At 35.7% G+C, this 22985-nt stretch carries 23 protein-coding genes and 1 riboswitch; all 23 genes read left to right on the top strand.

What is annotated here, in order from left to right; all coding sequences use genetic code 11:
• The first annotated feature begins 10 nt into the window (after window positions 1–10).
• On the top strand, window positions 11–766 hold the full coding sequence (gene sigF, locus ACLIBH_RS02620) for an RNA polymerase sporulation sigma factor SigF (protein WP_439315128.1): 756 nt from the start codon (window positions 11–13) through the stop codon (window positions 764–766).
• Window positions 767–1007: 241 nt separating this feature from the next.
• Complete coding sequence (locus ACLIBH_RS02615) at window positions 1008–1628, top strand: stage V sporulation protein AA (RefSeq protein ID WP_439315127.1); 621 nt, start codon at window positions 1008–1010, stop codon at window positions 1626–1628.
• Window positions 1606–2034, top strand: coding sequence for a stage V sporulation protein AB (locus ACLIBH_RS02610; protein WP_439315126.1), 429 nt, complete (start codon window positions 1606–1608; stop codon window positions 2032–2034). Before ACLIBH_RS02615 ends, ACLIBH_RS02610 begins: the two co-directional genes overlap by 23 nt.
• Before the next feature lie 22 nt (window positions 2035–2056).
• The gene (locus tag ACLIBH_RS02605) at window positions 2057–3535 is read left to right on the top strand and encodes a spore germination protein (RefSeq protein WP_439315124.1); all 1479 of its coding nucleotides are present in this window, start codon (window positions 2057–2059) and stop codon (window positions 3533–3535) included.
• Between the two features lie 498 nt (window positions 3536–4033).
• On the top strand, window positions 4034–5353 hold the full coding sequence (lysA, locus tag ACLIBH_RS02600; RefSeq protein ID WP_439315123.1) for a diaminopimelate decarboxylase: 1320 nt from the start codon (window positions 4034–4036) through the stop codon (window positions 5351–5353).
• Between the two features lie 39 nt (window positions 5354–5392).
• The gene (locus ACLIBH_RS02595; protein WP_439315122.1) at window positions 5393–5824 is read left to right on the top strand and encodes a peptidylprolyl isomerase; all 432 of its coding nucleotides are present in this window, start codon (window positions 5393–5395) and stop codon (window positions 5822–5824) included.
• 97 nt (window positions 5825–5921) lie between these two features.
• The gene (locus ACLIBH_RS02590; RefSeq protein WP_439315121.1) at window positions 5922–6371 is read left to right on the top strand and encodes a hypothetical protein; all 450 of its coding nucleotides are present in this window, start codon (window positions 5922–5924) and stop codon (window positions 6369–6371) included.
• A gap of 166 nt (window positions 6372–6537) precedes the next feature.
• Window positions 6538–6909: a GNAT family N-acetyltransferase gene (locus tag ACLIBH_RS02585; RefSeq protein WP_439315120.1), complete on the top strand. Its 372-nt coding sequence runs from the start codon at window positions 6538–6540 to the stop codon at window positions 6907–6909.
• 315 nt (window positions 6910–7224) lie between these two features.
• Window positions 7225–7962 (top strand): segregation/condensation protein A, encoded by a 738-nt coding sequence (locus ACLIBH_RS02580; protein WP_439315119.1) that lies wholly within the window; start codon window positions 7225–7227, stop codon window positions 7960–7962.
• A gap of 2 nt (window positions 7963–7964) precedes the next feature.
• Complete coding sequence (gene scpB / locus ACLIBH_RS02575) at window positions 7965–8555, top strand: SMC-Scp complex subunit ScpB (protein ID WP_439315118.1); 591 nt, start codon at window positions 7965–7967, stop codon at window positions 8553–8555.
• 1010 nt (window positions 8556–9565) lie between these two features.
• Entirely contained in the window at window positions 9566–10627 is a 1062-nt protein-coding gene (locus ACLIBH_RS02570; protein ID WP_439315227.1) for a D-alanyl-D-alanine carboxypeptidase family protein, read from the top strand.
• Window positions 10620–11213 carry a nucleoside recognition domain-containing protein gene (locus tag ACLIBH_RS02565; RefSeq protein WP_439315117.1) on the top strand — a complete coding sequence of 198 codons (594 nt, stop codon included), beginning with the start codon at window positions 10620–10622 and terminating at the stop codon, window positions 11211–11213. Before ACLIBH_RS02570 ends, ACLIBH_RS02565 begins: the two co-directional genes overlap by 8 nt.
• A 1-nt stretch (window position 11214) precedes the next feature.
• Window positions 11215–11745 (top strand): spore maturation protein, encoded by a 531-nt coding sequence (locus ACLIBH_RS02560; RefSeq protein WP_439315116.1) that lies wholly within the window; start codon window positions 11215–11217, stop codon window positions 11743–11745.
• Window positions 11746–11804: 59 nt separating this feature from the next.
• The gene (locus ACLIBH_RS02555) at window positions 11805–12548 is read left to right on the top strand and encodes a pseudouridine synthase (protein ID WP_439315115.1); all 744 of its coding nucleotides are present in this window, start codon (window positions 11805–11807) and stop codon (window positions 12546–12548) included.
• Between the two features lie 51 nt (window positions 12549–12599).
• The gene (resA, locus tag ACLIBH_RS02550; RefSeq protein ID WP_439315114.1) at window positions 12600–13172 is read left to right on the top strand and encodes a thiol-disulfide oxidoreductase ResA; all 573 of its coding nucleotides are present in this window, start codon (window positions 12600–12602) and stop codon (window positions 13170–13172) included.
• 23 nt (window positions 13173–13195) lie between these two features.
• Complete coding sequence (gene resB / locus ACLIBH_RS02545) at window positions 13196–14842, top strand: cytochrome c biogenesis protein ResB (protein ID WP_439315113.1); 1647 nt, start codon at window positions 13196–13198, stop codon at window positions 14840–14842.
• Window positions 14843–14969: 127 nt separating this feature from the next.
• Window positions 14970–16169: a c-type cytochrome biogenesis protein CcsB gene (gene ccsB / locus ACLIBH_RS02540; RefSeq protein WP_439315112.1), complete on the top strand. Its 1200-nt coding sequence runs from the start codon at window positions 14970–14972 to the stop codon at window positions 16167–16169.
• A gap of 118 nt (window positions 16170–16287) precedes the next feature.
• Window positions 16288–17004, top strand: coding sequence for a response regulator transcription factor (locus ACLIBH_RS02535; RefSeq protein ID WP_439315111.1), 717 nt, complete (start codon window positions 16288–16290; stop codon window positions 17002–17004).
• Window positions 17004–18773: an ATP-binding protein gene (locus ACLIBH_RS02530; protein WP_439315110.1), complete on the top strand. Its 1770-nt coding sequence runs from the start codon at window positions 17004–17006 to the stop codon at window positions 18771–18773. The genes ACLIBH_RS02535 and ACLIBH_RS02530 overlap by 1 nt, the downstream gene beginning before the upstream one ends.
• A 40-nt stretch (window positions 18774–18813) precedes the next feature.
• Window positions 18814–19000: riboswitch (cobalamin riboswitch) on the top strand.
• A gap of 149 nt (window positions 19001–19149) precedes the next feature.
• Entirely contained in the window at window positions 19150–19575 is a 426-nt protein-coding gene (locus ACLIBH_RS02525) for a DUF4430 domain-containing protein (RefSeq protein WP_439315109.1), read from the top strand.
• Window positions 19553–20086 (top strand): ECF transporter S component, encoded by a 534-nt coding sequence (locus ACLIBH_RS02520; protein ID WP_439315108.1) that lies wholly within the window; start codon window positions 19553–19555, stop codon window positions 20084–20086. The genes ACLIBH_RS02525 and ACLIBH_RS02520 overlap by 23 nt, the downstream gene beginning before the upstream one ends.
• A 33-nt stretch (window positions 20087–20119) precedes the next feature.
• Entirely contained in the window at window positions 20120–21205 is a 1086-nt protein-coding gene (locus ACLIBH_RS02515) for a helix-turn-helix domain-containing protein (protein ID WP_439315107.1), read from the top strand.
• 255 nt (window positions 21206–21460) lie between these two features.
• Window positions 21461–22984 (top strand): RecQ family ATP-dependent DNA helicase, encoded by a 1524-nt coding sequence (locus ACLIBH_RS02510; protein WP_439315106.1) that lies wholly within the window; start codon window positions 21461–21463, stop codon window positions 22982–22984.
• Window position 22985 lies beyond the last annotated feature (1 nt).

Here is a 22985-nt window from a genome sequence, read left to right as displayed (position 1 = left end):
GGTTCTGCCAATGAAAGTAAATATTGAGCACGAACAGCAAAAGGGGACCTTGACGAATGAACAGGTAAAGGAATATATATTAAAAAGTCAACAAGGAGATCGACAAGCTAGGGATTTGCTCGTAGAAAAAAATGTCCGTCTTGTTTGGTCGGTTGTTCAACGATTTTTAAATCGTGGCTATGATCCAGAGGATTTATTTCAAATAGGTAGTATTGGTTTAATTAAATCTATTGACAAGTTTGATTTATCTTATGATGTACGTTTTTCAACGTATGCGGTACCTATGATTATAGGGGAAATTCAACGATTTATTCGAGATGATGGCAGTTTGAAAGTAAGTAGAACGATAAAAGAAACTGCAAATAAAATTCGAATCAAAAAAGATGAATTGACGAAACGACTCGGTAGATCTCCTACTGTAAGTGAAGTCGCAGATGCATTAGATTTAACAGCCGAAGAGGTTGCACATGCTCAAGAAGCGGCAAGATCCCCTCATTCAATTCATGAAACTGTTTTTGAAAATGATGGAGATCCGATTACGCTGCTTGATCAAATCGCAGATAAGGATGGGAACTGGTTTGACAAGTTAACGTTGGAAGAAGCGATTCGTGATTTAAGCGAGAGAGAAAGGTTAATTGTTTATTTACGCTATTATAAAGATAAAACCCAATCTGAAGTCGCCGAGCGGCTAGGAATTTCCCAAGTTCAAGTTTCACGTTTAGAAAAGAAAATATTACATGAAATGAAATTACGAATGAAGCTATGAAGCTCTCATAAAAAATCAGGCAAATCATCAAACGATAGATGATTCGTCTGATTTTTCTTTTTATTACAATATAGGTGCACTTGGTCTAAGTCGGTCTATTTAACAAATGATTCAACGATAGAAGAATGAAGTAAACCACTTGATAACGCTCTTGTGAAGCGCTTTAATACATGGTTTGTATAATTCAGTATGAACCGCAAATACTAATGTATACAAACCGGCATTTAAAGGTGTGATGAAAATGACAACGATAAACGTTTACATACGGATGAGAAAGATGATTCATAAATCGAAATTAGACGAAATAAAACTGAAAGAAATTGCGTATATTTCAACGGTTTTTGATAAAAAAAACGAGCTTGAAGAAATACCAATTTATCGAATTACAAAAAAAGACAACAATATCGTTGTAATAGACAGCTTTACTGTAATAAAGCATTTAAATGAATTGTACAACAGATTAGATTTCCAGGTAGTCGGACCGCCTCATACAATTGTGCGTGTAGTAAATAAGCAACAACGGTCTTCATTAATAATTGCCAGTTTCGTATGGATTTTACTGTTTATCGGGACAGCAATGACGATTATGAACTTTCATTATGATGTTAGTATGCAAGAGGTGCATCAAAGATTACATTATTTATTGACGTCAGAAGAAACACCTTTTCCTCTTTGGATTCAGATCCCGTATTCAATAGGTCTTGGAGTAGGCATGCTCTTGTTTTTTAACCATTGGTTTAAAAAACGTTTTAATGAAGAGCCAAGCCCTCTCGAGGTAGAACTGTTTAATTATCAGCAAAATATTGATCAATATATTGGACATTATGAGAATGACTTAAATGATAAGCATAAATATTATTAACATTTTTGAAATATTAATTGGATTTGCAGGAGGGCTTGCAGTTGGCAGTGGATTTGTAGCAGTTATAACTGTGTTAGGAATTATTCCTCGTTTAATTCAATTAAGTAAATCGGAACATCTTATTAAAGTTTACGGAGCCTGTGCTATTTTAGGTACATTATTTGGAACGTTTTTATCTTTTACTTCCATCGCACTATCTTTTCCCGTAGTTGTTCTCATCGTATGGGGCGTATTTCATGGAGCGTTTAATGGAATGCTGGCAGCAGCACTAACGGAAGTATTAAATGTTTTTCCTATAATAGCTAAGCGACTCGGAATAAATAAATATTTACTAAGTTTATTAATGGCGGTAGTTTTCGGAAAAATATTTGGTTCATTGTTTCAATGGATTATTTTTGTAAGATAAACAGAATGGGATGGTTATAAATATGTCCAAAGTTCAAAAGAAAGTTCCCGTATCAAAAAGGTTACATGTGAACGAAGCATATATGAAGGAACGAATTGGTGCAGGTGTGTCGTTTGATATAGGGTTTCGTGAGCTCGTTATTTTGAGAAGAAAAATACAAATATACTTTGTTAATGGATTGGCAGACGATGCTACCGTAATTGAAATTATAAAAATGCTTGTCAAAATAAACGATGATGAGCAGAATGAAAAAAAAGTTTTTGAAATTATGGAGAATCGACTTGTAAACCAACAAGTTGAAAAGGCCAAAACGATGGATGAAACTGTCGATGCATTGTTATCTGGATTAATAATTATCTTCGTTGACGGAGAACCGTACTCGTTTATAGTTGATGTAAGACGATATCCAGGGAGAACCCCAGAAGAGCCAGATACAGAACGAGTTATACGGGGCTCTAGAGATGGATTCACAGAAAATGTAATTGAAAATACGGCATTAACGAGAAGAAGAATTCGTGATGCTCGGCTTAGACATGAAATGTTAAAAGTGGGGGAGCGTTCTAAAACCGATGTTTGTGTATGTTATATTCAAGACGTCGCTGATGATGATCTCGTTAACTTTACGAAGACAAAAATAAAAGCGGTCGAGGTTGACGGATTGACAATGGCAGACAAGGCATTAGAGGAGTTTATTATCGGAAGAAATTGGAATCCTTATCCAATTGTTCGTTATTCAGAAAGGCCTGATGTAGCTGCGAGCCATTTGTTAGAAGGACACGTTATTGTTATGGTAGACACTTCTCCAAGTGTTATAATTTTACCTACTACATTTTTTGATCATATGGAACATGCGGAGGAATTTAGGCAAACCCCAACCGTTGGAACGTTTATTCGCTGGATTCGATTGCTCGCATTAATAGCCTCGTTATTTTTGTTGCCATTTTGGTTATTAGTAGTGCTAGATCCGAGCTTATTGCCTGCTCCGTTATCGTTTATTGGCCCAAATGAGGAAGGAAACATTCCTATTTTTATGCAAATAATACTTGCAGATTTGGGAGTGGAATTTTTAAGGCTCGCTGCTATTCATACACCGACTGCTTTAGCGACTGCGCTCGGATTAATTGCTGCTGTTTTAATTGGTCAAATTGCTGTAGACGTAGGTATGCTTAGTCCAGAAGTTATTTTATATGTTGCTATTACTACTGTGGGATCATACGTAACGCCTAGCTATGAATTAAGTGTTGCAAATCGTATTATTAAGTTACTATTAGTAATTGCTACTGCAGCTTTTGGTGTAATCGGCTTTACAATTGGAATTACAATTTTCGTTTTGTTTTTAGTTCAATTAAGAACGTTAAAAACACCTTATTTCTGGCCATTTATTCCATTTAATGCTCCGGCGATGTATCACTTTTTATTTCGGATTCCAGTTCCATTTTCTAATCGTCGACCACGCTTTGTTCATCCAAAAAATGATTATCGACAGCCTAAAGGTAATTAGAGCTTGAATAATTGTAGATATTTGTTTTTGCCCAAACTTTTAAAATGGATTTTCGGCTGTTGCTTTACCTGCAGGAGTCTGCGTGGATCCGGATTCCACACAGACGAGTTGGTGTTGCTATGCAACCTCTGTTTCTTGGTTGAATGCTGTATGAATTCAATCAACTGCTAATTTAGATGCATTGTACATTAAGGTGACTATATCGAAATGAATTTTTGCTTGTTTATCTGTTCTGTAAAGGCTTGGAAACTTGGAATTATGAAATTCATTCATTTGAATGTTTTTTGTAAAACACTAAGTAATTCTAAATGCGTTGAAACAAGCGACAGTTGTAAGAATTCAATCGATGGAATTGTAATTTCTTTCGTTTTTCCTCTTAGTATGATAAAGTGTTTTTATTAATGTGACAGACTATAGATAGCGTAAATGAAAAAACGATTCGGTTTGTTGCAATAGAACGTAAACACGATCGTAGTAAGTAAAATTGGAGGTTAAGCGATGGGCTTAGAGAAGCACCCTTTTACAATAAATGATAATGGTCATTTGGAAATTGGAGAAGTAGATGCCACTATGCTGGCAAAAAAGTACGGTACACCGTTATATGTTTATGATGTATCAATTATAAGGGAGAATTGTCGAGCGTTTATAGATACATTTAAACAATTAGGTGTACGAGCGCAAGTCGCATACGCCAGTAAAGCTTTTTCATCGGTTGCGATGCTCCAAGTAATTAAACAAGAAAATTTGAGCTTGGACGTCGTATCTGAAGGGGAATTATATACAGCTCTACAGGCTGACTTCCCGACAAATAAAATTCATATGCATGGAAACAATAAGAGCTATGAAGAGCTGTGTATGGCAATTGAACATGACATCGGTTGTATTGTTGTTGATAATTTTTATGAAATTGATTTAATTGAATCTATTTTAAAGGAAAAAAACAAACAAATAGATGTGTTAATCCGAGTAACACCAGGTATTGAATCGGATACGCACCATTACATAATGACAGGAAATGAAGATTCGAAATTTGGATTCAATATGTTAAATGGCCAGGCACAGCAAGCTTTTGATCGGCTTTATAAGCACGCTCATATTCGATTCAAAGGGCTGCACTGCCATATCGGTTCGCAAATTTTTACATCGGACAGTTTCCTTAAGGCAGTAGAATTACTATTTGAACAGTTAGCTGAATGGTCGAAACGTTATAATTACACACCTGAAGTGGTAAATCTTGGAGGTGGGTTTGGTATACGATATGTTTCAACAGATGACCCATTGCCGTTTAAGGAGCATGTAACAGCAATTGTACAAGCTGTAAAAAAACAGACAGCTGCACTAGAAATCCCTATGCCGGAAATTTGGATAGAGCCAGGCCGCTCTATTGTCGGTAATGCCGGAATCACGTTATATACAGTTGGATCGATGAAAGAGATACCGAATGTCCGAAAATATGTTGCTGTTGACGGTGGAATGGCTGATAACATTAGGCCAGCTTTGTATGAAGCAGCCTATGAAGGAGTTATAGCGAATAAAGCAGCTGAACAATTGACAGATACAGTTTCAATCGCTGGAAAAGCGTGTGAATCAGGCGATATGCTTATTTGGGACTTACAAGTTCCTCGTGTTGAACCGAATGACATTCTAGCTATCTTTTCAACAGGTGCTTATGGGTATTCGATGGCAAACAATTATAATCGTTTCAAAAAGCCAGCAGTCGTTTTTGTAGAAAACGGACGCGATTCATTAATTGTGAAAAGAGAGACAAATGACGATATTATTAAAAATGATTTATCCTATATAGATGGAACCGTTTAATTTAAGTGAAATTACAAATCAAAAAGGGGAATTAAACAAATGACTAAAAAAGGTATTATTACGATGGAAAATGGGAATACAATTGAATTTGAGCTCTATCCAAATGAAGCTCCAGGAACGGTTGCTAACTTTGAAAAGCTTATTAATGAAAACTTTTATGATGGCTTAAGCTTTCACCGTGTTATTCCTGGTTTTGTAAGTCAAGGCGGCTGTCCGAACGGAACTGGCACAGGTTCTGCTGGGTATACAATCAAGTGTGAAACAGAAGGAAATCCACATAAGCACGTAGAAGGTTCTTTATCTATGGCGCATGCTGGGAAGGATACTGGAAGCTGTCAATTTTTTATTGTTCATGATCCGCAACCACATTTAAACGGTGTACACACTGTTTTTGGGCAAGTTACAAGCGGTATTGAACATGCAAAAAACATGCGAAATGGCGATAAAATAAAAGAAATTAAAATGGTATAGATGTTGTATCATGTATAACAGATAAAGTTAGAAGAGCCTAGTTACTTTAACATAGGCTCTTTGTTTCCGATAACGATACGGCTTTTAGGAGTGGCTTATGGAATTGATTTTCGTCGTTTATTTAATTTTTATTGTAGCCCCAATTAGTTTATTCATTCATGAGGTAGGGCACGTTATCGGAGCATTGCTTGTGAAATCAGAATCTATTAAACTTGTAATTGGTACTGGTAATAAAAGAACATTAATACGCTGTACAAATGTAGTGACAATTTCTATACATCAATGGTTTTTTCGTGGAGCTTATACAGAAAGTAAGAGAAATATACCACTACAACCAATGGAAACAGCAATAGTAGTTGTGCTTGGTCCTATTGTAAGTTTACTATTTTCAAGTGTTTTTTATTATTTTAATCAAATTTTTATGCACCCTTTGTTATATTTGTTTGTCTTATTTAATCTTTGGATAGGCATCGTTAACTTAATACCATTTAAAATAGGGAATAAACAATCAGATGGTTTTATAATTTGGCGGACATTTGTAAAATAGATGAATAGTATAGTATAATCTTTAACTTACTTGTTTATACTAAACGATAAAAAGTATTTTCACATAATGTAGATCATAGTTGACAAATAAGGTAGAATGGTGCATAAATGAATGTACGCAAGAAATAAAAACTACAAAGTAAGTAATTCCTTAATGAGGGGTTTATATGTTAATTCGTTATAAAAAAAACCAAGAAAAAATTGCGATGGGACTACTCTCTTTTATGCCTGAAGAAAGAGATGTCAAAGTGTTGCAGAAAACGATTAAAGAATACGAATCGAATCCAAATTGGCACTTGTTCCTATGGAAAGAAGATTCTTCTGTTTTGGGTGCAATTGGACTGAAAATTGAAGACGATCTGAATGTAGTTGTACAACATATATCTGTCAATCCGTCGTATCGTAATTTAGGGATTGGCAAGAAGATGATGTTTGAAATAAAACGATTATACGAGGATAAGTACGCTGTTTGTGCCAACGATGTTACACAACGCTTTTTCAATAAATGTGCTTCGGAACAAGACAATGCAGCAAAGTAATAGTAAGCAATAAATGAAACAGATCAAATTTGTTTTTTTCAAAATGAGCAGTACTCATACTAAATGGCGTGCTTATGTGATGCAGTCCATGTTTGATCGTTTGAATAAAATAGCTATCATTTTATGAAGAGTACGGAGTTGGCGACTCTTCATCTTTCTTCTGTTTTCCGCTGTTTGTTATTTTTTGAAATAATAAAAACATTCCCCTATCTTACATTCATCTCACACAGAGTCATCAAGCACGATCTTATAAGAAAGAGCAAGAGTACACGGATGTAGCTACTTCCTGCAGCTGTCATTGAAAGGGCGTAAGGAATGAACGAACCGAATCCTTATCAAGTAAAATTGGATACGTTTGAAGGACCGCTTGATTTGTTATTACATTTAATTCAAAGATATGAAATTGATATTTATGACATACCTGTTGCACAGATTACAGAACAATATTTGCAATATTTACATGCAATGCAAACAATAGAACTAAATATTGCTAGTGAATATCTCGTAATGGCTGCTACACTTGTTGCTATAAAGAGCCAAATGTTGTTACCAAAACAAAAGTTGGAAGAAGAGGAAGAATATATTGAAGATCCTCGTGAAGCCTTAATGCAAAGATTAATAGAATATCGAAAATATAAAGAAGCTGCCGAAAGGTTAAAGGAAAAAGAATCCGATGAAAGCAAGATTTATACGCGTCCACCGTATACGTTTAACGACTTACAGAAATCTGTGCCAGTAGAAAGGGGATCTATTTCCATTTACGATATGGTGGGTGCCCTAACGAATGTCTTGCAACGAAAAAAATGGAATGCTCCTTTAGAAACAACAATTAATCAGAGAGAAGTAACACTTGAAGAAAAAATGCTTGAGATAAATGATGTATTAAAAAATAACCCGTCCGGTGTTTTATTTGATCAATTATTTGTATATAAAGCAAAAGCGCAAATTGTCGTTACGTTTATGGCTATTCTTGAATTAATGAAAAATAATAAAGTTTATTGTAAACAAGAAAGACATTTTGATTCTATATATGTATTTCTAATGGAGGAATAAGGGTGGAATTTACAGAGCTTAAAGGCGTACTTGAAGGATTACTTTTTGCTAGTGGTGATGAGGGTGTGACTGTTAAACAAGTAGCGAAAGTGTTGAATATAACCCCTTCTTCTGTTGATCATTTAATAAATGAGCTTAAATATGATTATGAGCATACGGAACGAGGAATGATGATTATTCAGTCACACGAAGTATATCATTTATCAACTAAACCAGAGCACAGTTCCTATTTTGTAAAGCTACTTGAGACACCGCAGTCGAACCGACTTTCACAAGCAGCTTTAGAAACATTAGCCATTATCGCCTATGAACAACCGATTACTAGAGTAGAGATTGAAGAAATTAGAGGAGTAAATAGTGATCGACCTGTTCAGACGTTATTAGCAAAATCTTTAATTGAAGAAGTGGGAAGACGCGAGGGTGTTGGCAGGCCGGTTTTGTTTGGTACTGGTAAAGACTTTTTGACGTATTTTGGCCTGACATCATTGGCTGAACTCCCACCACTACCAGAAAATATCAATTCAGACACGTTGGAGCAAGAGGCAGATTTGTTTTTTGATCGATTTAATGAGCTCCAAAACAATAAAAGTTAAAACAACAGGAATACTATACGAAAAATTGTACACGACATCGTGATTGAATAAATTGCTTTCGAAAATTAAAAATAAGCGATGATGATACTGTCGCGATTGGTACAACCCATTTTGAAGCTCGCGATCAGGCTCCGCTAAAATACGGTATGAGTAAAATGTTTGTGGGGGAACAGATGCACAAATCTAACTAGATAATATGTGATCAATTTTACTTCGAACGATATACACATGAATAACACCGTTGGTTTTCTCGAGGAGGCTGAGACCGTGCCCACGGAAAGCGTAGTGTATATCTACTGCGGTCGGTAGGAATCAATACTAAAATTTACGAATACAAAGAGAGTTTTTTAACTTCTTAAATAACACCCACAAATACTTGACTCAATCTGACGTACAGCCGTTGAATGAATTAATACAGCATTCAACTAAGAAACACAAGTTTCATAGCAACACCAACTCGTCTGTGTGGAATTCGAATCCACGCAGACTCCTGCAGGAAAAGCAACAGTCGAAAATCCAATTTAAAAGTTTTTGAAAAAAACTTTTTAAAATAGCTGAGGCCGTGCCCACGGAAAGCGTAGTGGATCCGAATGGAACACAATAGACACCAATCTCGCTTTAAATTTATAAGTCGATTTTAAATTTCTGTTCTTTTGTGATTTTTTGAAATGGCCATTATGAAATTGACTCATATATCAAACATATTTAAAACAGGATTCACTCGGTCAAAAATGGCTGAGTGAATCCTGTTTTTTATATCGTCAATAAATGCGACTGTTAAAAATTCCAAACAAACAAGCACACACTTCCTCAATTGGATACAGTTCATTACTTATTATTTTGGATGCCAATTTTGAAAGAGTCGTGTGATAAAAACTGCAACGAGAACACATAATCTTTAATCATAACTGCAATGTACAAGCATAAGATGATTGTATGTACTGTCAGAGGGGAGGAGGCCTACCATGCGAATGTATTTATCTATAGGATTTGTCCTATTTTTCGCGCTTATGTCTCCAATTATCGTACAAGCATCTGTAGATGTGTCGGCAAAAAATGCGATACTTATGGAGCAATCAACAGGTAGGGTTTTGTATGAAAAGCAAGCAAATGAAAAACAGCCAATTGCGAGCATTACAAAAGTGATGACTGCCATTATTGCTATTGAATCAGGTAAACTGAATGAAGATGTAACGACTAGTCGACGAGCAATTTATACGGAAGGATCTTCAATTTATTTAGAGCAAGGTGAGAAGATGAAGCTGGAAGATCTTATTTATGGACTAATGCTACGTTCTGGAAACGATGCAGCAGTAGCAATTAGTGAATCTGTTGGCGGGAGTGTTGAAGGATTTGTACAGCTGATGAATGAGAAGGCAGCCTGGTTAGGAATGACAAATACGAACTTTACGAATCCACATGGCCTTCACGATGAGGCTCATTATTCCACGGCTTACGATATGGCTTTATTAATGCAATATGCGATGAACAACGAAAAGTTTAAAGAGATTTCTAGTACGAGCACGTATATATCAGAAAGCAGATCCTATGGATGGAAAAATAAAAATAAGCTTCTCACGAGCTACTACGAGTATTGTACAGGAGGTAAAACAGGGTTTACAAAGCGGTCAGGGCGTACGCTATTAACAACTGCAAAAAAGGATGCACTTGAATTAATTGCAGTTACTTTAGATGCTCCAGACGATTGGCGTGATCACATTCAAATGTTTGAATGGGGATTTAAAAATTATACATTACAACCTTTGCAAGAACGAGGAGAAATCATTTACAAAATAAATGAATTAAAAACAAAAAGGACTGGATACGTTTTAGATTCTCTGTATTATCCTTTAACAGATAAGGAATATGCGAACATCGATCGACGCATAATTTTATGGAGTGGAAAGCAATTAGAAAATGAAAGGACTACAGGGAAAATAGTATTCTCTTTAGATTCTAAGCCTGTCGATGAGACGTTTATTTATCTCCCGCCCTCAGTAAAAAGCGACACGTTTTCGGAAAATGTCACCTACATCTTCAAGATGATCGTAAGGATTGATCCAGATGGTTAACATTATTTGGGCTTTTATGGCAATTATTGGAATTGTTTATGCGATGTTTCATGGAACGATGGAGCAAGTAAATAAAGCGTTGTTTGAAAGTGCGGGAGAAGCCGTTACACTATCGATTGGCCTAATAAGTATTTTAGTATTTTGGTTGGGAATAATGAACATCGCTGAAAAAGCCGGAATATTAAAAACGATTACAAAATTATTTAGACCAATAGTTACGTGGTTGTTCCCAGATATACCAAAGGGTCATCCGGCATTAGGTTATATTTTGTCGAATATATCTGCAAATCTGTTTGGTTTAGGAAATGCAGCTACCCCAATGGGAATTAAAGCAATGGAACAAATGAAGCAATTAAGTGGCTCGGAAAAAGCATCGCGCTCCATGATTACGTTTCTTGCATTAAATACTTCTAGTTTAACGATTATTCCAACTACTGTAATTGCTATTCGGCTGCAGCACCATTCTATATCTCCTACAGAAATTGTTGGGACAACGATTTTGGCAACGATTTGTTCGACGATTGGTGCAATATGTATTGATCGGTTCTTTTATTCCATCGATAAACGGAAATGTGGAGGGGATTAAATTGAATGTTGTAACGACGATCAGTATATGGATGATTCCTTGCTTTCTTTTGATTGTATTAGTCGTCGCAACATGGAAAAAGATACCTACTTATGAGTTATTTGCCGAAGGAGGGAAAGAAGGTATAAAGATGGCCTTTTCCTTGCTTCCTTTTTTAGTAGGAATGATCGTATCGATTTCTATATTAAGAAGTTCAGGCGCCCTTGATGCTCTAATTGATACAATTTCCCCGTTATTGGCATTGATCGGTATACCACCAGAGATTGTACCTCTCGCTCTCGTTCGACCAATTTCAGGAACCGCAGCACTTGGAATGACGACTGAAATTATCGGGAATCATGGTCCAGATTCCTTTATAGGTAGACTTGCCTCTACAATGCAAGGGAGTACAGATACGACTTTATATATAATAACGATATATTTTGGAGCTGTAGGCATTAAAAGAATGGGGAACGCACTAAAGGTTGGACTATTAGCTGATTTAATTGGTATAATAGCGTCTATACTAGTTGTAAGGATGATATTCGGATAAACAAGAGCGTTAATGAAAATTAACGCTTTCATTATGGGAAAAAATAGGTGGATGATAAAATGAGCGAATCGTTAGAAAGGCTTCAAAAAGTAATAGCAAAAAGTGGGATTACATCGAGAAGAAAAGCAGAACAGCTTATTTTGGATGGAAGAGTAAAAGTGAATGATAAAGTTATTACAGAATTAGGTACGAAGGTATCCGCAAAGGATAAGATTACCGTTGATGAAATCCCTCTTGAAAAAGAGCTGTTTGTTTATTATATGCTGTACAAGCCCACTGGTGTTATATCAAGTGTGAAAGATGATAAGGATAGGAAGGTAGTAACTGATTTTTTAGAAGGTGTAGAGGAACGCGTGTTTCCAATAGGGAGATTGGATTATGACACATCTGGAATTATTCTATTGACGAATGATGGGGACTTTGCACATCTTTTAATGCACCCGAAGCACGAAATTAAAAAGGTGTACAACGCTAAAGTGAAGGGTATTCCTACAAAGAATGAGCTTAATAAATTAAAAAAAGGTGTTATGTCCAACCAAGAACGATTAAAAGCAGTGCATACTAAAATCGTATCTGTTGATAAAAAAGCGAACACAGCATTATTGGAAATTACGCTCCACGAAGGTAAAAACAGACATGTTAAACGAATGATGGAACAGCTCGGCTTTCCGGTTTTAAAATTAAAGCGTGAAAAGTATGGTCTCTTAACATTAAAAGGACTCAAAAAAGGAACTTATCGTCAATTAACTCCATATGAAGTAAAACAAATGAAATCTTTGGCGAGCCAAAATGTTAAACAATAGACAAACTTAATCCGATGCAACAATGCTATAATGGCAATGGGAGTGATCAGCGTGGATTTGAAAAAAGTGAGAGAAAAGAAAAAAGGTAAGATCCAAAAACGATTCGTTTTTAGATCTATTATTCTTTTTTTGTTAATAACAGCAGTCGCTTTTGCTCTATATGCCAATTTTAATAAGGATAAAACAGTGTATGATGTTGGTGATAAAGCACCTGATTTTAAATTACAGCAAATAAATGAAAACAATGAATTGGAAACAATTCAATTAAGCGAGTTAAAAGGAAAAGGTGTTATGCTTAACTTCTGGGCTACGTATTGTAAACCTTGTGAAGCAGAAATGCCTTATATGCAAAAGCTATATCCTGAATATAATGACAGTGGCATAGAAATTGTAGCAATTAGTCTTGACGCAACGGAGCTTGTAATTGATCGGTTTATTGACAAATATGAATTAACTTTTCCAATACCTCACGATAAAAAAAGTCAAGTGAGCAGTTTATATAAGGTAAGACCAATTCCTACTACTTTTTTTATTAATCCTGACGGTATTATTGTTGAGAAAGTTGAAGGAGCCTTAACGCTAGAACGGTTGGAGGGCTATTTCCAAGAAATAAAGCCTGAGTAGAATTGATATTGTGAGGGGTTTAAATGGAAAAAATAAAATGTGAATGTGGCCATGTGAATCCAGAAGGTACGGTACTCTGTGAAGCATGTGGTAAACCAATTGAAGAAAACCAGCATATTGATGGTAATGATAAAAAAAAGCTATTGAATATGCGATATGACGGTACAGCCCGTAGATCACAAACATATAATAAGTCGATTGTTGATAAAATTTGGAGTTTTTTTTCTTCGGTTAAAGTCGGCGTATGGCTTATTGTACTTGCATTAATTGGATCTGCTATTGGCTCTTTTTTACCACAAGAAATATACATACCTGCTGATGCTGTCTCACGTGATCCGTCAATCTTTTATGAAGAACGCTACGGTCTATTTGGGAAAATTTATTATCAGCTTGGTTTCCACAATCTATATAGCTCTTGGTGGTATATGCTATTAATTGCACTTATTGGAGTTTCCTTAGTTATTTGTAGTTTGGATCGGGTCGTGCCATTATATAAAGCATTGAAAATACAAAAGGCAAAACGTCATGAATCCTTTCTAAGCAGACAGCGCTTGTTTAGCAAAACAGATGTTGTCACCAAAGAGGAAAAGCAGACCGTTATAAGCAAGTTGAAAAAGCAACGGTACAATGTACGTAATGAAGATGGGCATATATTAGCTGAAAAAGGAAGATTTTCTAGGTGGGGTCCATATGTAAATCATATCGGTTTAATTATCATTTTAGCTGCAGCTCTATTGCGGTTAACGCCTTTTCTATTTTTGGACGATTATATTTGGATTCGAGAGGGACAGCAACTACCAATACCTGGAACAGATGAAGAGTATTATATTGAAAATGAAAAGTTTACAGTCGAGTTTTATGACGCTAATGATGAACGGTTTAAGGATGCAATTGAAAAGCAAGGATTAGTACCTAAAAATTACCAAACAAATGCTATTATATATAAGGCAGAAGAAACGACAGTAGCAGGAGCTGAGCCTGAGTTGGAGAAGCTCCAAAAAGGCATCATTCGAATGAATCAGCCGCTTAAATTTGATGGGTATACGTTGTATCAATCTGGATACCAAGAAAATGAGTTTACAAATATGAGTTTTAAAATTTATCGAACAGACGATGAAGAAGAAACGGCAATTGATACAGTGAAAATTGATCTAACGTCTCCGGAAACTTCCTACGAGCTACAAGACGGCTCGAAACTTGTAATAGATCAGTATTATCCGGATTATTATTTAGATAATGGTGAGCCAAGATCAAATTCAAAATATCCACGAAACCCAGCATTTGTCTTTTTCTATTACCCGGCTGATTTAGATACACCGGAAGTTAGCTTTGTTGGTATAGGTAAAAATATTGATGCATCAGGGGAGAACAATTTCAAGCTTGGTATTATTGACTTTGAAATGCATAATGTTAGTGGACTCACCGTGCGCAGAGATTATACGTTACCTTTATTTGGACTTGGAGCGCTTATTTTTATGATTGGGGTTATCCAAGGAATGTATTGGCAGCATCGAAGAATTTGGATAAATCCAGTAGATGAAGGAATATTGTTAGCTGCTCATACAAATAAAAACTGGTTTGGTGTAAAAAAGGATATAGAAAAAGCAATCGCTGGTACGAATATTAATATGGTAATTGATCAGCAAGAGCTTGAAGATAAAAAGGCGTAATATCCCAAAATATACGAACGATTATTTTGGGGTGAATATAGTGCGCCAAACAGAATCCAATGGTTTTTGTTTTATGCATGGAGAACGAATCTTGAAAGGGAGCTTTACTTATTAAGGAGGTTTATGGATGGACAGTTTATATAGCATCAGCAGCTCTGCACTATATACAGCATTTGTTTTATATTTAATTGCTACTTTTTTCTTTGGTGCAACGATTCGTGACAAACAAACGAACCAAACTGACGGAACTCGAGGCAAAGCTGCAAAAATCGGGATAAGCATTACGATTATAGGGTTTTTGGCACAAACCGTTTATTTTGTAACGCGCTGGATGTCGAGTGGACATGCTCCAGTTAGTAATATGTTTGAATTTATGACGTTTTTTGGCATGTGTATGGTTTTAGCGTTTATCATATTATATTATATATATCACTTAACTATACTTGGGTTATTTGCATTACCAATTGCATTAATCGTAATCGCTTATGCAAGTATGTTTCCACGAGAAATTGCACCACTCGTGCCATCGTTGCAAAGTGATTGGTTATACATTCACGTAACTACGGTTTCATTAGGGAATGCTATTTTGTCCTTAAGCTTTGTTACGGCCTTAATTTACTTAATCAGACAAGTAGATCAGTCAACGCTTAATAAACGGAGTGCTTGGTTGGAAATGGTATTATATACTTTGGTTATTGCAGTAGGGTTTGTTTTTGTTACAACTACTTTCAATGTAATGAATTATCATGCACAATTTGAATATCCTTCTGGGAATAAGACATTGGTATCCAACTATCATTTGCCGGCAATTGCAAGTCCGCATGAAGGGGTACTTTTAACAAACGGAGTAATGCAACCGTTGTTTGAAACACCTGAATGGATGCATGGGGCAGATGCAGGTCGAAAATTTAATACAGTTCTTTGGTCATTTATTGTCGGTTCTATTCTGTACGGGATTATCCGTATCATTTTAAGAAAGAGAATAGGGGCTGCCATACAGCCGTTCTTGAAAAAAGCAAAGCCAGATTTATTGGATGAAATTACGTACCGTGCTGTTGCAATTGGCTTTCCGGTATTTACACTTGGTGGCTTAATTTTCGCGGCAATATGGGCTCAAATAGCATGGGATCGATTTTGGGGTTGGGATCCAAAAGAAGTTTGGGCACTTATTACTTGGTTTTTTTATGCAGCCTTCTTACATTTAAGATTATCACGAGGTTGGCATGGAGAAAAATCAGCGTGGCTTGCAGTTGGTGGTTTTGCGATTATTATGTTTAACTTAGTCGTCGTAAACTTAGTACTAGCTGGTCTGCATTCGTACGCTTAATAATTGGTAGATAAAAAGACATGATTCCATTTGAAAATAAATGAGGTCATGTCTCTACTTATACATTTTTATAGAGTTCGTTTATACTGGAAGAAGAATATATGGAGGAGGTTCCATAATGGCTGAAAATGCAACTGTTTTAATTGTAGACGATGAAGATCGAATCCGAAGATTATTGCGCATGTATTTAGAAAGAGAAGAATTTTCTGTAGAGGAAGCAGATAATGGAACGGATGCGTTACATATGGCATTAACAAATGACTACGACGTCATTTTGCTTGATATAATGATGCCAGGAATGGATGGTATAGAAGTTTGCCAAGCGTTACGACAGGAAAAAAGCACACCGGTAATTATGCTGACCGCTAAAGGCGAGGAATCAAACCGTGTACAAGGTTTTGAAGTAGGGACGGATGATTACATCGTTAAACCGTTTAGTCCACGAGAGGTTGTCCTTAGAGTAAAAGCTGTACTGCGGAGAACAACAGACGCGAATTATAATAAAGGTAAGACACAAGCAACAAACTTAATAGTATTTCCTCACTTAACAATTGATCTCGATGCATATCGAGTAACAGCAAATGGAATAGAAATTAGTTTAACACCAAAAGAATATGAATTGTTATGCTTTTTAGCAAAAGCTCCTGATAAAGTGTTCAAAAGGGAAGACCTGTTAAAAGAAGTGTGGGAATATGAATTTTTCGGCGACTTAAGAACTGTTGATACGCACGTGAAGCGATTACGAGAAAAATTAACAAATGTCTCTAAGGAAGCCGCGAAAATGATTGTTACTGTATGGGGTGTTGGTTATAAACTTGAGGTAGATGATGCATAATGTTTTGGCGTAGTGTAGTTGGCAAACTAGCAATAACAATTCTATTGCTAGTTTCTTTCGTATTATTTATTTTAACGATACTGCTACTAGAATTTTTTGAAGGATTTCATATTCAAGAAGCGGAAAAAGGGATGATGCAAACAGCGACAAAGGTGTCGGTATTAGTTGAGCAGCATGATGAAAAAGCATTAATTATGGAAACAACAGAGCGCGTTAAAAACCCTGCTAGCAGAGTCGTTATTTTATACAAGGATGGAACCATTTGGGCTTCCGATACGACAAATAAAGAGCTCCTTGAATTAGATGCGAATTGGCTTCAAAATAATGAAGCAATTAATCAAGCGATGACGAACAGTGAACCGTTTAATAAACAGATCATTATTCCAGAAAATGATGTTGAAATCATGATCGTGGCAGACCCATTAGAAACGAAAAAAGGGATCGTTCTTGTGTATCAATCGCTTGATGTTGTCGACCAAACAAAAGCAGAAACGACTAAAATTATCTTCGTTGCAGCGGGGATCGCAATTATTTTAACTACCGTTTTCGCCTTTTTCTTATCTACAAGGATTACATCGCCGCTAATAAAAATGAGGGAAGCAGCATTTGATTTGACAAGAGGAGAATTCAATACAAAGGTTCCAATCCTTACCCATGACGAAATTGGGGAATTGGCAATTGCGTTTAATCGGATGGGAAGACAGTTGAAATTCCATATTAATGCATTACGTCAAGAAAAAGAACAGTTATCAGGAATTGTAACTTCGATGGCAGACGGAGTAATTACTTTAAACCGCACAGGTGAAATGATCATTACAAACCCGCCAGCTAAAAAATTTATACAAGATTGGTATTATGAAAATGGGCGTGTATTTGATGAAATGAATCCGTTGTTGCCGGAAGAGTTAAATCAAATATTGCAAAAGGTTATTAATGGAGAAAAAGAAGTTTTACAGGAGCTTAGCTTACAAGGTCGGAATTGGGTGATGATTATGACACCGTTATATGATCAATCCTATGTGCGTGGAGCGGTAGCAGTTATACGTGATATGACCGAAGAAAGACAGATGGATAAGCTTCGAAAAGATTTTATTGCAAATGTTTCTCATGAGCTCAGGACACCTATCGCTTTGTTGCAAGGGTATAGTGAAGCGATTGTCGATGATATTGCAGATACAAAAGAAGCGAAAAATGAGCTCGCTCAGATTATCCATGAGGAATCGTTACGAATGGGACGACTCGTCAATGAATTACTCGATATCGGACGAATGGAAGCAGGACACATTCAATTACAGTTAGAAAGCCAGAATGTGGATAATTTCGTAAATCGTGTTTTTAAAAAGTTCGAGCGTGCTGCGGCAGAAAATAATATTCATTTACAGTTAACTAAAAAAATAAGGAAAGATGAGGCAGTATTTGATGCAGATCGACTGGAGCAAGTGTTGACAAACCTAATTGATAATGCCTTAAATCATACGAGTGATAACGGAAATGTACACATTTTTGTAGAGAATATAGAAGAGATGCTTTATATTGAAGTTACTGATAATGGGTCTGGTATACCAGAGGAGGATTTATCCTTTGTATTTGAACGATTTTATAAGGCGGACAAATCACGCACGCGCAATAACAAGAAAAAAGGAACAGGGCTAGGACTGGCTATAGCTAAGCATATTATTGAAGCACATGCCGGAACAATTGCAGTGAAAAGTAAGCAAAATGAAGGAACTGCATTTAGTTTAACAATTCCTCAAAATAAGAAAGAGTAAATTGTTATATATACGTAAATTCGTTATAATTAAGATTAAAAAATGTTCAATTAAATTTGGTGACGATGAACTTCGTCTTAAAAGGGAATCCGATGAAATTTCGGAGCTGTCCTCGCAACTGTAATTGAATCGAAATAAGTATAAACCACTGTATGATAATCATATGGGAAGGGACTTAAAGTAGGATATTCAAAAGTCAGTAGACCTGCCAAATTTAACTGTTTCATGCTTCGAGGGTTGAGCGGTAGAAACAAGATATTTCTCAGAAGTCTTATAATTGAGTTTGCTCGATGACGGTGACTTAAGTGGATTTTTAACAATCTAATATCTTTACGCGATATCCTCGCTGCACACTTAAAATGTCAGGAGGATAAAAATGAAACATTGGTTCGTACGTATTATTGTATTAATTTTAACAGTTGGAATGCTTGGTGCTTGTGCATTGGATGGTAGTACAAACAATACGGATCCTTCTACAGGGGATTCCAATACTACACAAACTGAATCTGTTGAGGAAGAAATAATTGAGGTAACATTGTCCAAGGATAAAGGAGACCAAGTCCTAGAAGAAAAAGAAATCCCGATTGAAGAAGGGGCAATCTTAATGGATGTTATGAAGGATAATTTTTCCGTGGAAGAGAAAGGCGGATTTATTACTTCTATTCAAGGGATAGGCCCAGATGAGGGAGAAGAAAAAGCTTGGATGTATTTTGTTAATGATGAAATGGCAATGGTAGGTGCGGCAGAATATGAATTATCTGCAGGAGATAAAGTTACGTTTGATTTACAAGCGTGGGAATAAAAAATTAATTAATACTTATTGGATTACATTGTTGGCAATACTTGCTTCTCTATCCGTTGCCGGACGTTATTTTTTCGCTCTTGTTCCTAATGTTCAACCTGTAACAACATTAATAATACTATGCGGGTTCTTTCTAGGACCCGTTTCTGCTATTTTATTGGCAATTACAACAACGTTTTTATCCAATATGCTTTTAGGAATGGGAATATGGTCAATTTGGCAAGCTGTAGCGTGGGGAATAATTGGATTTATTAGTGGGTTGTTAGGAAGCTTCTATAAAAATCCTCCATTAATTTTATTAATTATTTACGCTAGCTTTTGTGGTTATTTATACGGCTTTATCATATCACTAGCCACATATCAAATTGCAGGAAGGTTCTGGCCATACTATGTACTTGGCTTACCCTTTGACACAAGCCATGCAATTGGCAATGCAATCTTCATGGTTATCCTACACCCCATTTTATCCCTTTTATTAAAAAAATATTTCGTACGTAACTTGCATCCTTAACTTAGCTATAGGACGATAAACGGAGGGAATCACATGCTATTTAAAAGTGTCATACTTACTTGTATTTCCCGCCTTCAAGGAGAAAGATCATCAAACGCAGTTTACTATATTTTAAAAGGGAAACGATCCATTCAAACGATTCAAGATATTCATTTGTATCAATTACAATCTTTTTATGGAATATATAAACCGCTGTCTAAACAAATATACGAACAATCGTTAAAGGAAATGTACGAACAAGGCTTGTTACATCGAAAATTTGAAGATACGATTATATATCTCCTATCGAATGAAGGCTTGAATTGGTTAAAGGATAATTGTGAAGAAACAAAGCTTACATATTTTAATGGTACGATATACGAGCAAATAAGCCTTCCATTTATAGAACGTCTACTTTTATTAATTCAAGTAGTAATGAATTATAGAATGAACAATAATTCGTATATCCCTATCGTAGATAACCAAGCCGTAGAACAGTGGTCAAAAATATATTTTAAAGACGTAAAAGGGAATATAAATGCTTTTATTAATAGCTTGTACTCTGAGCTGCTGCACGCTTTATCGCGACTTTCAAACGATGAGGCGACCATATTTGTACAGCGATTAACAGGTTACAAACACTATGGCAAGAGCTTAGAACAAATTGCACTAAAAAACGCAACGTCTGTTCAACATACATATTTACTCCTAGAACGTACAATTCATCGCATACTGCGTACAATTTCTGAAAATGATACGAATTACCCTATCCTAATTTCAATTTTAAACGATCTAAAACCAAAAGAAAAATTAACACGATCAGCAAGAGAAACGTACAAATATTTAAAAAATCATTATAAGCCGAATGAAATCGCACGTTTGCGCAATTTAACAATCAACACAATATACGATCATATAGTAGAAATCGCTGTTCATCGGAAGCATTTTTCAATTACACCATATGTTAATGAGCAACAACAAAAAGAGATCATTTCTGCAGTAAACAAATGTAATTCATTTAAATTAAAAACAGTGAAGCAGTATGTCCAAAAAGACATATCATACTTTCAAATTCGTCTCGTTTTAGCAGTAATTACCCACTTAAAGACTAGTGGGGATATGTCAACTGAACAACAATAATTAAGCAGCTATCAAGGTACAAGCCTTCTTAAAGCGCAAGCCACTAGACTCTTGCGGCTTCCATCTTGTGACCCACAGCGAGTGTTTTTTTTCGAGTAAGGATCCGCTATGCTTTGCCCGCGAAAAACGCCTCTTGAAATGCAAAGCATTAGGCTTAACATCCTGTTGTTTTCATGGATACACTCGTTTAAATAGAAAACAGCAACAATAGATGAGAATATTGGATAAACATTGTATAAGAGGGAGGGTAGATATATGAAGCATGCCGAATCTTTAGAGGAAAGCTTGAACAAATATTTTAATTATACTTCCTTTCAAAAAGGTCAAAAGGAGATAATTAAAGACGTATTAAAAGGTGAGGATGTTTTAGGTATCTTACCTACCGGGTCTGGTAAATCGTTATGCTATCAACTCCCTGCAAGACTGTTAGATGGTTCAACGCTAGTTGTTTCACCACTTATATCCTTAATGATCGATCAGGTCAAGCAATTAAAAGCTACACAATTTAAAGAAGTACTTGCATTAAATAGCTTTATTCCTTATAGCAAAAGGAAACGCTTATACAAACAGTTGCATATGTATCAATTAATTTATGTATCTCCGGAATTGTTACAGCAAAATGAAGTTATAGATGCATTAAAGAAAATTAAAGTGAATTTATTTGTCATCGATGAAGCGCATTGTATATCACAATGGGGTTTTGAATTTAGGCCTGACTATTTAAAGCTGGAATCTATTATTGTCGAGTTGAATAAGCCGCCAATCCTCGCATTAAGTGCTACTGCAACAGAGCAAATACAACAGGACATTAAACTGGTTTTAAAAAGACCGAATATGAAGAACCATATATACCCGATGGATAAAGAAAATATTGCATTTATCATTGAAAAAGTAGCAAATAACGAAGAGAAAATAAATATACTTATAAGACTTTTACAACAATATACCACTCCTACACTTATTTATTTCTCTAGTAGATCGGAAGCGGAGCAAGTGGCGAAACTTCTTTGTACCCGATTAACTTCATTACGTATTACTTTTTATCATGGTGGGATGGAAAATACAGATCGACTAATGGTTCAGCAACAATTTATGAACGATCAATTAGATATTGTTTGTTGCACGAGTGCTTTTGGTATGGGCATAAACAAGAGCAATATTCGTTTCGTTATACACTATCATTTACCACCGCAACTGGAATCCTTTATTCAAGAGACGGGTCGGGCCGGACGTGATGGGAAAAATAGTGCTAGCATATTGTTTTATGCAGAAAACGATGTGTATATACATAAAAACTTAATTAATAAAGAGTTACCTTCAAATGGAGAAATTAAATATGTATGGGGAAAATTATATGAATTTTACTTAAAAGATCAAGCACTGTCGATGAATCCAGAATCTGATTTTAAATTAAATGACATTCAATGGCGGTTTTTACACTATCAATTAGAGATGCGTGGTATGATTGTTAATAATAAAATAGTATATGATAGAAACAAATGGGAAGTAGCTCAAAAGCGCGTCATTGAATTGAAAGATAATAGATTAGTATTGAAACAGCAAAAATTAAAAGATATGGTTGCATGGATTCATAAGCAAGATTGTCTGCGAAAAAATTTATACAATAGCTTTCAAGATGGGTATAAGCAACCTACTGTATCCTGTTGTATGAATTGTGGTTTTTCGCTAGCTGAATGGAAACCGACGGAACGAATGACTTGTCAAGAAAAATCAAGCACATGGCAAGACGAATTACAAAAAATATTTTTGTTGGAGTAGC

The organism is Virgibacillus sp. W0430, from assembly GCF_051846935.1.
GTDB lineage: Bacteria > Bacillota > Bacilli > Bacillales > Amphibacillaceae > JBPYCR01.
This window is presented reverse-complemented; position numbering and strand designations above follow the sequence as displayed.